We start from the raw sequence: 12,133 nt of genomic DNA on the forward strand, positions 1-12,133 counted from the left end.
CGGAAACATACCTCCCGGGAACGCTCCCAAGGACTTCCTATGTCGCTCGATCTCAGACGCCAGTTCATTGCCCAGCTTGTCGAGAGCTCGCGGCTGCTGCGCAATTATATCGACCATCGCGCCAAGGCGCGAGGGACCACGCGCGCCCAGTGGATCGTCCTGTTCCGGCTGCGCGAGCAGGGCGAGGGACTATCCCAGGTCGACCTCGCCGACGTGCTCGAGATGCAGCCGATCTCGCTGGTCCGGCTGCTCGACCGCCTCGTCGAGCACGGCCTGCTCGAACGGCGACCCGACCCGAGGGATCGCCGCGCCAACCGTCTGTTCCTGACCAGGGCGGGGCGCCAGCTGGTCGACGATCTCGACAGCCTGCGCGATGCGATCGCAACCGACGTGCTGCGCGACGTGTCGAGCGCGCATGTCGAAACCGGCTTGGCCACGCTGCGCGAGGTCAAGGATCGCATCAAGACCCTCGGCGAGGGACCGGAGAGCATCGCTGCGAAATAGCGCAGCACGCTGCGCGGCCTTTCATGGTGCCGCATTCACGCACTACAGTTGAAACGCGAACGGATGTCGTTCATATCGCGCCTCGTTGCTGCGAGACGAGGAGGGCCGCGATGGATGAACTGAACGGACGCATGATGGCGTGTCAGATCCTGATCACCGGGTTGATCGCGCGCGTCGCCAACGAGCAGCGCGATCCGCTGCGCTTCCTCACCGACTTCCGCGACGAGATCAAAGCCGTCGTCAGCGGTGTCAACATCGCGGGCATGGAGAACTCCGACCGCGTGCGGCAGGTGGCGCAGCGAACCGTCGACGAGCTGTTTTCGCTGATGAAGCCACCGAGCCAGGAGTGATCGCGCAGCGCGCAATGCGCTATCGCCAACGGCGTCTCGCGCAGTTTAGAACGATTATTAGAATCGTTTTTAGAACTCTTAAAAATTGAAGCGCGGAGTTTTGAGCTCGCAGATTAGAATCGCTTTCAATTGGGGCGATTCAAGCGGACTGTTGCTGCGATTACATTGCTAAAAAAAATCACGCTCGATAACCGATAGAGACAGTTCGTCGCACTTTCGACTCCGCGCGGACTTGATCTTTCTGGGGGCGTGTCAATGAGCAAGGTAAAGGCGCCGAAATCGCTGCGCTTCGACGCAGCGATAGGTTCGGCCAACAATACGAACTATTCCGGGGCCAAGGTTTCCGCGGTCGCAAGTCTGATCGCGGCGGCATCCTTTTCGGGTGCCGAGGCGCAGACGGCCAATCCCAACCTCCCGCCGGTGACGGTCGATGCCCCGATCGCGCGCCCGCGTCCTGCCGTCTCCAAACCGACGCCGGCCCAGGTCCGCGCCCGCACGGCGCTGCGCCGCGCCGCGCGCCGCACCCAGCAGGCCAAGCCGGTCGCGCCGGTTCCATACCCCAACGCCGGCGGCCTGGCCGCCGATCGTGATCCCTATGCCGATCCGGCTGCGCCCTACAAAGGCGACCGTCTGCAGGCCTCGGGGAAATTTCCGGAGCCCATCCTGAACACGCCGAAGTCGGTGACTGTGCTGACCAAGGACATCCTCGAGGACAAGAACGCGACGTCGCTGAAGTCTGCAATCCTCAGCACGGCCGGCGTCACGCTCGGCACGGGCGAGGGCGGTAACGCCTTCGGCGACCGCTTCTTCATCCGTGGCTTCGACGCCCGCAACGACATCTTCATCGATGGCGTCCGCGATTCCGGCGTCAGCGTCCGCGAGAACTTCTTCACCGAGCAGGTGGAGATCCTGCGCGGTCCGGGCTCGTCGTTCGCCGGCCGCGGCACCACGGGCGGCGCGATCAACATCGTCACCAAGCAGGCGACGACGGACAAGAGCTTCTACAACATGGACACCACGTTCGGTACCGATCGCACCAAGCGGGTGACGCTCGATGTCAACCAGGTGATCAGCCCGACGCTCGCGATCCGTGCCGGCGGTCTGTTCCAGGATGCCGGCGTCGCCGGCCGCGACTACGTCACCGATAATCGCGACGGCGGCTTCGTCGCCGCGACCTGGAAGCCGGTCGATGCGGTCAAGATCACCGGCAACTACATCCATACCGAGCTCACCGGCATACCGGATTTCGGCGTGCCGTATTATCGCCCTGGCGCCCCGGCCACCGGCAACATCTTCACAACCACGGCGGGAGGGCCGTACACCGATTTCGGCGTCAACCGAAACAACTTCTACGGCTTCGTCAACCGCGACTTCTACCGCACCGGACAGGATATCGGCACGATCAACGCCGAGGTGCAGATCACGCCTGACCTGACGATCTCCAACAAGATTCGAGACTCAAGCTCGAGCCAGAACTACATTGGAACGCTGCCTGAATCGGCGACGGCGCCCACTCCGCTCTCAACGGCAACCCTGACCGCCAACCCACAGAGCCGCTTCCAGGTCACCGACGTGTTCGCCAACCAGACCGAGGCGACCTACAAATTCAACGATGATGTTGGCTTCAAGCATACCGTGCTTGCCGGTGTCGAATACGACCGCGAACGGTCTTCCATCGACAGCTACAGCGGGCTCAGTTCCGAGCTCACGACTGGCACGTCAACCTTCACCGGCACCGGATCCTTGCCCGGCGTCAGCGTTTTCAATCCGCAGTATACCAACATACCGTTTCCTGGCAGTCCCTCGCTGTCCGGAAAACCGACCAAAATCGGGATCGACACCACGAGCGGATATCTCATGGATACTGCCAATTACCGCGACCTTGTGATCCTCAACGGTGGTGTCCGATACGATGATTACAAGGTCAACACGTCGGGATATGCCACGATTGGCGGAACGTCCACGTTCGGTACGCAGAGCGCCGATTTTGGTCTGCCGAACTTCAACCTCGGTTTGACACTCAAGCCGCTGCCGAACGGCAGTGTCTATGCAGCCTACGCGACATCGTCGAATCCGGTGGGTGCCGAATTCGACGGTACGAGCAGCGCTTATGGCGGCATCGCCCCAGTCCTTGCGGGCGGTAACACTCAGATTTTCGGGCCGGAGAAGAACAAGGCGATCGAAGTCGGCACCAAATGGGAGGTGTTTGATCGTCATTTGCTGATCACGGCGGCGCTGTTCCAGACCGAGAAGGAGAATGCACGCGAAGCACAGAACATTACCGCTTCGACGCTTCCGGCAAACATACCGGTCGGCTGTTCGTATTCGCCACCGGCTGGAGTGACGACCGTTTCGTGCATCACCGCCGGTGCTGCCTATCGCATCCGCGGCATCGATCTCGGCGTCGGTGGCAAGATCACCGACAAATGGAGCGTGTTTGGCGGCCTTGTGCTGATGCAGTCGGAGGTAACAAAGTCGCTGGCGCCGTCGCCGCAGCCGATGCTGTACACGACGAATGTCGGCTTGCCGCTCGCCAATGTCGCGCATCAGTCGTTCAGCATGCTGTCGAAGTACCAAGTCACCGACCGGATCGAGGTCGGCGGGCAGGCGGTCTATCGTTCGAAGATCTATGGCGGCACACTGCTCGCCGCGAACCAGGGCACGTCGATCCCTGGCTATTGGCGCTTCGACACCTTCGTCGAAGGGAAGATCGACAAGAACTGGACGGCGAAGCTGTTCGTCAACAACATCTTCGACAAGCGCTACTACGACGCGCTGTACCAGAGTGCCACGCCGTTCGTGCTCGAAGCGCCGGGACGTGCTGCGTATCTGGTCATTTCTGCACGTTACTGACGGAGGCTGCGAAGCGGCGCGATGCTGGTCTGTGTTCCTAACGTCCTGAGCAAGGAAGATGTGGCGGATTTCCGCCGCATCATGGATCAAGCCGAATGGGAAGACGGCCGCTCGACCGCAGGTGCTGCCTCCGCGCTGGTCAAACGCAACGAGCAGCTGCCGCCCGACAGCGATGTCGCGCGGCAGCTCGGCAACCGCATCCTGACGGCGCTCTCGGCGAGCCCGCGGTTCATCTCGGCCGCGATCCCGCTTAGAATCTTTCCACCCTTGTTCAACCGCTATGCCGCTGACGACGGACACCATTTCGGTCTGCACGTCGATAATGCGGTGCGCGGCGACCACCTGACGGGCCTGCGGATCCGCACGGACCTCTCGGTCACGTTGTTTTTATCCGAGCCGGAACAATACGATGGCGGCGAGCTGGTGATCGAGGACCTCTACGGATCCCACGAAATCAAGCTGCCGGCGGGCGATCTGGTGGTGTATCCTGCGTCGAGCCTGCACCTGGTCACGCCGGTCACCAGGGGCACCCGGGTGGCGTCTTTTTTCTGGCTGCAGAGCATGGTACGGGATGCTCATGCGCGCAGCCTGATCTTCGATCTCGACACCGCCATACAGGCTCTGGTGGAACGGCTGGGGCGCGATGACCCCGAAACGGTCAAATTGACCGGGATTTATCACAACCTGATCCGCCACTGGGCTGAAGTGTAAGTTAATGAAGGCATCCATGTTCCGCGCTGCATCCGCCATGATCGCCTCATTGGCGATCCTCACGCTGGCCGCGCCGTCCTCGGCGCAGCAGCCGGCGGCGCCTGCCGCACAATCTGCGCCCGTGGCCCGCCCGCAGGCACCGTCCCAGGCCGCGCCAACGTCACAGGCCAAGCCCGCGCCGGCGGCCGAGACATCTCCCGCTGCGTCGCAATCGCAAGCTGCTCCGGCGGAGAGCACCGCAGCGCCGGCGACCGATGCATCATCGGCTGCGCCTGCGCCCGGCGACAGCAAGCTGTTGAAGTCGACCACCACCGGCATGCATGAGCTGTCGCCGTGGACCATGTTCATGAACGCCGACATCATCGTGAAAGCCGTGATGCTCGGTCTCGCCTTTGCCTCGCTCGTCACCTGGACGATCTTCATCGCCAAGATGATCGAGCTCACGGTGGTGCAAGGCAAGCTGCGCGGCGCGCTCAACAAGATCGCTGAAGCGCGTTCTTTGGCGGAAGCGCAGTTCGCGCTCGGCGCCAAGGGCAGCGTGCTGTCGTCCTTCATTGCCGCTGCGATGCAGGAGGGACGGCTGTCGGCCGGGATTTCCAGCGACGAGGGCATCAAGGAGCGCGCGGCGTCGAGCTTTGCCGAGATCGTGCGCGCCGAGGGCCGCCGTATCCGGCTCGGCATGGGCCTGCTCGCGACCATCGGCGCGACGTCGCCCTTCGTCGGCCTGTTCGGCACCGTCTGGGGCATCATGAACAGCTTCATCGGCATTTCGAAGTCGCAGACCACGAACCTCGCCGTGGTGGCGCCGGGCATCGCCGAAGCGCTGCTGGCGACCGCGATCGGCCTGGTCGCGGCGATCCCCGCGGTCATCATCTACAACCACTTCTCGCGCGTCACGAAGGGCTATCTCGAGCTCGTCAGCCGCGCCTCGGGCGCCGCCGCGCGGCTATTGTCGCGCGATCTCGACCGCACCCATGGCGTTTCCCCGCACGCGCGCGCGGCCGCAGCGGAGTAGGCGATGGCGTTCTCAGTCGCCGAAAACGACAGCGACGACGATTTCGCGGAATCGCACGAGATCAACGTCACACCGTTCATCGACGTGATGCTGGTGCTGCTCATCATCTTCATGGTGGCGGCGCCGCTCTCGACCGTGGACCTGCCGATCGACCTGCCGACCTCGACGGCAACGCCGACCAAGAAGCCGGACAAGCCGACCTATATCAGCATCAAGCCGGACCTCTCGCTTGCGATCGGCGAGAATTTCGTCAAGCGGGTCGATCTGGTGAGCGCGCTCGATGCGATGCCCGACATGGGCAAGGACAAGTACATCTTCCTGCGCGCCGACCGATCGGTTCCCTATGGCGAGCTGATGGATGTGCTGGAGTTCCTGCGCAAGGGCGGCTATTCCAAGATCAAGCTGGTGGCGCTGGAAGGGGTTCCGGATGCCGCGGCGGCGCCGCAAGGCGCGCCGGCGGCGGCGAACCCATGACGAAGGCCTGACGCCGATGTCCGATCTCGAAACCAAACCGTCTCGGGCGCTGTGGGTCACGGCCGCGGTAGTCGCGCTCGCGCTGCATATCGGAGGCGCCGCGCTCGCACTCACCAATCTACAGGACGAAGACCCAGAGGACGTCTCGGGCGCAACGGCGATCGAGGTCGGGGTCGAACTCGCGGCGCCGCAGCGCGAGGTTACCGACTTGCCCGCCGGGCCCGACCAGGATGCGTCGGTGGCATCGCCGCAGATCGCCGAGCAAAAGGCCGAGGTGAAGGAAACCGACCTGCCAAAGGACACGCCGACCGAGACCGACGAGGCTGATCGGACGGTGACCGAAAACGACAACAAGAAACCGGTCGAGGAAGAGCAGAAGGTCGCCGCCGTGCAGACCTCCGCCTCCCAGGAATCGGTCGCGGCCGAGGCGACCGCGATGCCCTCCTTGCCCGCCCCCGATGCGCCGAAGTCGGCGGCGCCGATCATCGACAACGGCAGCTCTGTCAAGCGCGCGCGGGAAACCTGGCAGAAGGTCCTGATGGCGCATCTCGACAAGCACAAGAAATATCCGACCGATCGCGCGCTGAAATCGGCCGAGATCTATGTCCGCTTCACGCTCGACCGGCTCGGCCACGTGCTCGACATGGCGATCGAGAAGGGCTCCGGCGACGCCGCGTTCGACCAAGCCGCGCTCGCGATGGTCAAACGCTCGGATCCCGTTCCGGCACCGCCGCCGCTCGTCGCCGACGAGGGCCTGAGCTTCACGCTGCCGGTGATCTTCCGCGTCAAGGGCAAGGGCTGAGGCGACGCCTCGTTCTCTTTCGTCATTCCGGGGCGCGACGAAGTCGCGAGCCCGGAATCCATTGTACCGCATGCTCCGTGGATCGATGGATTCCGGGCTCTCGCTCCGCGAGCCCCGGAATGACGAGCGTCAGCTCTTCTTCACCAGCGGGCAGGCGCTCTTCTCGAGCGGGATGAAGGCCTCGTCCGCGGGGATGGTAGCAACCAGCTTGTAATAGTCCCACGGATACTTTGACTCCGACGGCTTCTTCACCTCGAACAGATAGGCCGGGTGGATCTTGCGGCCGTCGGCGCGGATCGAACCCTTGCCGAACAAGGGATCGTCGGTCGGCAGCTCCTTCATCTTGGCGACGACGGCGCGGCCGTCATGCGGATTGCCGCCGAGCGCTTCCAGCGCCTTGAAGTAATGGATCAGCGACGCGTAGACGCCGGCCTGCACCATGGTGGGCGGGTTCTTCTTGAACCGCTCCATGAAGCGTTTCGAGAAGGCGCGGGTCTGGTCGTTCATGTCCCAGTAGAAGCTCTCGGTGAAGTTGAGGCCCTGCGCGATGTTGAGGCCGAGCGCATTCACGTCGGTGATGAACATCAGCATGCCCGCAAGCTTCTGGCCGCCGGAGACGATGCCGAACTCGGCCGCCTGCTTGATCGCGTTGGTGGTGTCGCCGCCGGCATTGGCGAGGCCGATCACCTTGGCCTTGGAGCTCTGCGCCTGCAGCAGGAAGGAGGAGAAGTCGGCGGTGTTGAGCGGATGCTTGACGCTGCCGAGCACCTTGCCGCCGCTCGATGTGACGGCCGCGGTGGTGTCGCGCTCGAGCGCCTGGCCGAACGCATAGTCTGCCGAAATGAAGAACCAGCTGTCGCCGCCGGACTTCACCAGCGCCCGGCCGGTGCCGTTGGCCAGCATGTAGGTGTCGTAAGCCCAATGCACCGTGTTCGGCGTGCACTGCGAACCGGTGAGGTCGGAGGAGCCCGAGCCGGAGTTCAAATTGACGACGTTCTTCTCCTTGGCGAGGTTGGCGATCGCGAGCCCGACATTGGAGGCGGCGAGATCGACGAACACGTCGACCTTCTCGACGTCGATCCACTGCTTGCCGATGTTGACCGCGACGTCGGGCTTGTTCTGGTGATCGGCTGCGATCAGGTCGATCTTCCAGCCCTTCGCGAGCAGCCCGGAATCCTCGATCGCCATCTGCGCCGCGACCGTCGAGCCCGGTCCGCCGATGTCCTGGTAGAGCCCGGACTGGTCGCCGAGGGAGCCGACCCTGACGACCTTGTCCATGGTCTGCGCCGACGCGTGGCCGGCAAACGCCAGGCTCGTGGTGATGACAAGGGCTGCAATGCGGTGCTTCATGTCCCCTCCAAATGCTCTTGTTGGCAATTCGATTTGTGCCGGCATTATGCCGGGCAAGGGGAGTGTCGCCTAGGCGGCCGCGAGCGGTCGTCCGAAGGTCTCATATTCCGGGGCACGGGGAATCCGGCTCTTCAATCCGCTCTTGCCGCGACGAGGCCGCTACCTCCAGTAGTAGCGGATCGCGACGTAGACCACGACGAGGCAGGCGAAGATCAGCGCCACCGGCAGCGGACGCTTGGCGTTCGGATCGGTCGGCTTGGCCTTGGCAGGCAGACGGCGGAACGCGGTGACGTTGCCGTGGTCGGCCACCGGTTCGCGGGAGCGCGCCGGAACCTCCGGCGGTTTGCCGGCTCCGCCCATCTCGGCATAGTAGCTGCGATACATCTGCTGGATGGTGGCTTCGCCGGCCTGGGCCTCGTCCATCTGCCCCAGCAGCTGCCTGTAGCCGGCCAGGAATTGCTGTGCCTCCGGCGGCAGCGCGGACGCGCCGTTCAGCTTGGCCATCATCTTCCAGGTTGCAAAGTCCGCCCGCGCACGGGTGTCGGCGCGTCGCGCAATCAGCATGTCGGCAGCTTTGATCACCATGGCCTCGAAACGTTCCTGCCCGCATGATCCGGGCCGGTGGGTCCCGGTTCTCCGATCTCGATCATCTCCGGAACCTATGTGTTTCCGGTGATGACGAGAAGGGCTTTCATTACATAGCCGATCAGTGTCCGCAGTATCGCGGAGATAACATCAAGATTGAGGCCGAGCTGGGCGCCGATGGCGGGCAGCACGATCAAGAGCCCGATCAGGATCAGCATCCCGTAGGGCTCCAGCCGGGCCAGCGCCATGGCGAGCGGCCGCGGCAACAGCCCGACCGCGACCCGGCCGCCGTCCAGCGGCGGGATCGGCATCATGTTGAAGATCGCGAGCACGATATTGATCAGGAACGCATTTTTCAGATTGTCGAAGGTCCATTGCGCGGCACTGGCCGGCGCCAATGGCAGCGCGTGGAATGCCAGGGCGGCTGCAGTCGCCAGGATGATATTGGTCACCGGGCCCGCCAGCGCCACCCACACCATGTCGAGCCTGGGATGGTTGAGGTTGCGGAAGTTGACCGGCACCGGCTTGGCGTAGCCGAACAGGAATGGGGAGTGCGCGAGCAGCAGCATCCCGGGCAGGATGATGGTGCCGAAGGGATCGATATGCTTGAGCGGATTGAAGCTGACGCGGCCGAGCTTCCAGGCGGTGTCATCGCCGAGCCGGTGCGCGACGAAACCATGCGCCGCCTCATGGAAGGTGATGGCGATGATCAGCGGCAGCACCCAGACGGAGAGGCCGTAGAGGGAGATATTCAATGCGTGCCGCCTTCGGTTCGCTTCAGGGCCGGGTGGAGCAGGCTAGCACGGATTTACTAACGTCCTTGCCGGCAGCTAGCGGCGTTCGGCCGCTCCCGCTCAGCGCCGATCCTGCGCCATGGCGGCCGCGCCGGTGCGCATGGCCCGCGGTTGCGTGGTGGCGATCCAGATGCCGGCGAATACGGTGACGATACCGGCCACCAGATTCCAGCTCAGCGGCTCGCCGAGCAGCGTCGCCCCGACCAGCGACGCCGCGATCGGATTGACGGTGACTGAGATCGCGACCCGGGTCGGCGTCGTGCGTTGCAGGGCGAAGGCCCAGAGATAGAACGTCAGCGCCGCGCCGAAGGCGCCGAGATAGATCGCGCCGAACCATTGCGGCGCGCCGAAGCTCGCAACCGGCGCGAAGCTGCCGCGGATCAGCGAGGCGATGACGAGGACCGCGCCGCCGGCCGCCATTGCCAGCGTGGTGAACGGGATCGGGCCGGAGCGGCGGATATAGGGCTTCGACCAGATGCTGTAGAGCGCCATGCACAGCGCAGCCGCCACCATCAGCAAGTCGCCGCGCCAGGCGCCCGGCGGCGCCGTGGCGAGGCCGGAGAGCAGCGCCATGGCAACGCCGAGGATCGTGACCAGGACGCCGGTGGTCTTTCGCGCCGTCAGCGGCTCGACGCCGATGATGGCGCCGACCAGCATGGTCAATAGCGGCAGCGTCGACAGCGCCAACGCCCCGCGCGCCGCGGTGGTGAAGATCAGCGAGGCGTTGAACAGGATCGGAAACGCCGCGAAGAACAGCAGGCCGAGGCCGGCTGTGCCAGGCCAATCACGCCGCGGCGGCCAGGCCGTACGCTGCAACAGGGCGAGCGGCAGCAACAGCAGCACGCCGATTCCAAACCGGAACGAACCGATCGCCAGCGGATCGATGGTGCCGACCAGGAAGCGGGTCGCCGCGATCGAGGTTCCGCCGAGTGCACTCGACAGCACCGCCGCCAGCACGCCCCATAACTCGCCCATCGCTTCGATCCTCTCGTTCCGCTTGCGCAATCTAGGGCAGGGGCGGTAATCAGGAAATTGAATAGATTTGATCGATTAAATCACGGTTCGTTATGAACGCGCCCATCCTGGACCCGGATCTCCTGCAGGCCTTTGTCGCGGTGGCGGAGCATCGCTCCTTCACCCGCGCCGCCTCGGCGCTGAACCGCACCCAATCGGCCGTCAGCATGCAGGTGAAGCGGCTGGAGGAGAGGCTGCAGGCCGAGCTGTTCCACCGCAGCAAGGCCAATGTCGATCTCAGCGCCGCCGGCGAGGGGCTGCTCGGCTATGCCCGCCGCATCCTCAGCCTCAATGAGGAGGCAATCGGGCGGGTGCGCGAGCATGGCATGGACGGCCAGGTTCGCCTCGGCGTGATGGACGATTATGGCACCCTGATCGTGCCGCCGCTGCTGGCGGGCTTTGTCGCCAATTATCCGCTGGTCCATGTCGAGATGGAGACCGGGCTGACCTCGACGATGACCGATCGCCTCGGCGAGGCGTTTGACCTCGTGATCGCGATGCATCCGGAGGGACGCGGCGAGGGCGAGCTGCTGCGCACCGAGCAGGCGGTCTGGGCCGCGAGCTCGACGCATCGCGTCGAACAGATCGACCCGCTGCCGGTTGCGCTCTATCCGCAGGGCTGCCTGTTCCGGAGCTGGGCGATGCAGGCACTGGACGAGGCGTCGCGGCCGTGGCGGCTCGCCTTCGTCAGCCACAGCCTCGCGGCCGTCGAAGCGATCGCGGCGCAAGGCCTTGCCGTCACCGTGGTGAAGTCGGGCACGTTTCCGTCGACGCTGCGGCGCCTCAGCGCGCGCGAAGGGTTGCCGGCGCTGCCGCGCGCCGACATCCGCCTGCACCGCGCGCCGAACCTGCCGCGTGCGGCGGCGCTGCTGGCGGATCATCTGGTGGCGGCCTTGCGACAGCCGACCAGGCGAGGGCGTCAGTAAGTCGCGCGGCCGCCGGAGATGTCGAACACCGCGCCGGTGGAGAAGGCGCAGTCCTGCGACGCCAGCCACGACACCAGCGAAGCGAGCTCCTCGACCAGCACGAAGCGGGCCTTTGGAATCTTCGACAGCATGAAGTCGATATGCGCTTGCGTCATCTGGTCGAAGATCGCGGTCTTCGCCGCCGCCGGCGTCACCGCATTGACCAGGACGTCGTGTTGCGCGAGCTCCTTGCCGAGCGACTTGGTCAGCGCGATCAGGCCTGCCTTCGACGCCGAGTAGTGCGCGGCGTTCGGGTTGCCTTCCTTGCCGGCGATCGAGGCGATGTTGACGATGCGGCCGTATTTCTGGCCGATCATGGTGGGTACGATCGCCCTGCAGCAGATGAAGGGGCCTTCGAGATTGATCCGCATCACCCTGCGCCAGTCGTCGAGATCGGTTTCCCAGACCGGCTTGTTGGCGCCGGTGATGCCGGCATTGTTGACGAGGATGTCGATCCTGCCGAACGCCCGCAGCGTCTGATCGCGCGCGGCCTCCACCGCGTCGGGATCGGCGATGTCGGTCTTGATCGCGATCACGTTCTCGCCGATCGCGCGCGCGGTCTTCTCCGCCAGCGGCTGGTCGAAATCCCAGATCGCGACCTTGGCGCCGGAGGCGACGAAGCGCTCGGTGATGGCGCGGCCGAAGCCCTGCGCGCCGCCGGTGACGACGGCACAGCGGCCGTCGAGATCGATCTTGTTCATTTTGATGCCTTTGCT

General features: G+C 64.5%; 13 protein-coding genes. 8 read left to right on the forward strand and 5 right to left on the reverse strand.

Features of this window, described 5'->3' with window-relative positions; translation table 11 throughout:
• Positions 1-39 precede the first annotated feature (39 nt).
• From IC762_RS15010 to IC762_RS15040, 7 genes are all read left to right on the forward strand, one after another.
• Complete coding sequence (locus tag IC762_RS15010) at positions 40-504, forward strand: MarR family winged helix-turn-helix transcriptional regulator (RefSeq protein WP_195789540.1); 465 nt, start codon at positions 40-42, stop codon at positions 502-504.
• A gap of 110 nt (positions 505-614) precedes the next feature.
• A complete protein-coding gene (locus IC762_RS15015; RefSeq protein WP_195789541.1) occupies positions 615-854 on the forward strand; it encodes a hypothetical protein in 240 nt (79 codons plus the stop codon).
• A gap of 255 nt (positions 855-1,109) precedes the next feature.
• Entirely contained in the window at positions 1,110-3,707 is a 2,598-nt protein-coding gene (locus tag IC762_RS15020) for a TonB-dependent receptor (protein WP_195789542.1), read from the forward strand.
• A 21-nt stretch (positions 3,708-3,728) separates the two neighbouring features.
• Positions 3,729-4,418, forward strand: coding sequence for a Fe2+-dependent dioxygenase (locus tag IC762_RS15025; RefSeq protein WP_195789543.1), 690 nt, complete (start codon positions 3,729-3,731; stop codon positions 4,416-4,418).
• A 4-nt stretch (positions 4,419-4,422) separates the two neighbouring features.
• Entirely contained in the window at positions 4,423-5,433 is a 1,011-nt protein-coding gene (gene exbB, locus IC762_RS15030) for a tonB-system energizer ExbB (protein ID WP_195789544.1), read from the forward strand.
• A 3-nt stretch (positions 5,434-5,436) separates the two neighbouring features.
• Positions 5,437-5,907: a TonB system transport protein ExbD gene (gene exbD, locus IC762_RS15035; protein WP_195789545.1), complete on the forward strand. Its 471-nt coding sequence runs from the start codon at positions 5,437-5,439 to the stop codon at positions 5,905-5,907.
• Positions 5,908-5,923: 16 nt separating this feature from the next.
• A complete protein-coding gene (locus tag IC762_RS15040) occupies positions 5,924-6,709 on the forward strand; it encodes an energy transducer TonB family protein (protein WP_195790143.1) in 786 nt (261 codons plus the stop codon).
• Positions 6,710-6,838: 129 nt separating this feature from the next.
• Here the strand turns inward: IC762_RS15040 and IC762_RS15045 are convergent, their stop codons facing one another.
• From IC762_RS15045 to IC762_RS15060, 4 genes are all read right to left on the reverse strand, one after another.
• Positions 6,839-8,059, reverse strand: a complete 1,221-nt coding sequence (locus IC762_RS15045; protein ID WP_195789546.1) for an ABC transporter substrate-binding protein — start codon at positions 8,057-8,059, stop codon at positions 6,839-6,841.
• Between the two features lie 159 nt (positions 8,060-8,218).
• The gene (locus tag IC762_RS15050; RefSeq protein WP_195790144.1) at positions 8,219-8,623 is read right to left on the reverse strand and encodes a hypothetical protein; all 405 of its coding nucleotides are present in this window, start codon (positions 8,621-8,623) and stop codon (positions 8,219-8,221) included.
• 95 nt (positions 8,624-8,718) lie between these two features.
• The gene (locus tag IC762_RS15055) at positions 8,719-9,399 is read right to left on the reverse strand and encodes a site-2 protease family protein (RefSeq protein WP_195789547.1); all 681 of its coding nucleotides are present in this window, start codon (positions 9,397-9,399) and stop codon (positions 8,719-8,721) included.
• Positions 9,400-9,498: 99 nt separating this feature from the next.
• The gene (locus IC762_RS15060; RefSeq protein ID WP_195789548.1) at positions 9,499-10,413 is read right to left on the reverse strand and encodes a DMT family transporter; all 915 of its coding nucleotides are present in this window, start codon (positions 10,411-10,413) and stop codon (positions 9,499-9,501) included.
• 92 nt (positions 10,414-10,505) lie between these two features.
• Between IC762_RS15060 and IC762_RS15065 the strand changes: the two genes are divergently transcribed.
• Positions 10,506-11,378 (forward strand): LysR family transcriptional regulator, encoded by an 873-nt coding sequence (locus tag IC762_RS15065; RefSeq protein ID WP_195789549.1) that lies wholly within the window; start codon positions 10,506-10,508, stop codon positions 11,376-11,378.
• On the opposite strand, the gene IC762_RS15070 is transcribed toward IC762_RS15065, so the two are convergent.
• The gene (locus tag IC762_RS15070) at positions 11,372-12,118 is read right to left on the reverse strand and encodes an SDR family NAD(P)-dependent oxidoreductase (protein WP_195789550.1); all 747 of its coding nucleotides are present in this window, start codon (positions 12,116-12,118) and stop codon (positions 11,372-11,374) included. The two genes, IC762_RS15065 and IC762_RS15070, sit on opposite strands and share 7 nt — an antisense overlap.
• Positions 12,119-12,133 lie beyond the last annotated feature (15 nt).

The sequence above is a fragment of the Bradyrhizobium genosp. L genome, from assembly GCF_015624485.1.
Taxonomy (GTDB): Bacteria; Pseudomonadota; Alphaproteobacteria; order Rhizobiales; family Xanthobacteraceae; genus Bradyrhizobium.

Bases quoted from the DNA above. Each gene is read 5' to 3' on its own strand.
- IC762_RS15045 (WP_195789546.1), bottom strand. From the start codon at position 8,059: ATGAAGCACCGCATTGCAGCCCTTGTCATCACCACGAGCCTGGCGTTT.
- exbB (WP_195789544.1), top strand. From the start codon at position 4,423: ATGAAGGCATCCATGTTCCGCGCTGCATCCGCCATGATCGCCTCATTG.
- IC762_RS15015 (WP_195789541.1), top strand. From the start codon at position 615: ATGGATGAACTGAACGGACGCATGATGGCGTGTCAGATCCTGATCACC.
- IC762_RS15025 (WP_195789543.1), top strand. From the start codon at position 3,729: ATGCTGGTCTGTGTTCCTAACGTCCTGAGCAAGGAAGATGTGGCGGAT.
- IC762_RS15040 (WP_195790143.1), top strand. From the start codon at position 5,924: ATGTCCGATCTCGAAACCAAACCGTCTCGGGCGCTGTGGGTCACGGCC.
- IC762_RS15010 (WP_195789540.1), top strand. From the start codon at position 40: ATGTCGCTCGATCTCAGACGCCAGTTCATTGCCCAGCTTGTCGAGAGC.
- IC762_RS15070 (WP_195789550.1), bottom strand. From the start codon at position 12,118: ATGAACAAGATCGATCTCGACGGCCGCTGTGCCGTCGTCACCGGCGGC.
- IC762_RS15020 (WP_195789542.1), top strand. From the start codon at position 1,110: ATGAGCAAGGTAAAGGCGCCGAAATCGCTGCGCTTCGACGCAGCGATA.
- exbD (WP_195789545.1), top strand. From the start codon at position 5,437: ATGGCGTTCTCAGTCGCCGAAAACGACAGCGACGACGATTTCGCGGAA.
- IC762_RS15060 (WP_195789548.1), bottom strand. From the start codon at position 10,413: ATGGGCGAGTTATGGGGCGTGCTGGCGGCGGTGCTGTCGAGTGCACTC.
- IC762_RS15050 (WP_195790144.1), bottom strand. From the start codon at position 8,623: ATGCTGATTGCGCGACGCGCCGACACCCGTGCGCGGGCGGACTTTGCA.
- IC762_RS15065 (WP_195789549.1), top strand. From the start codon at position 10,506: ATGAACGCGCCCATCCTGGACCCGGATCTCCTGCAGGCCTTTGTCGCG.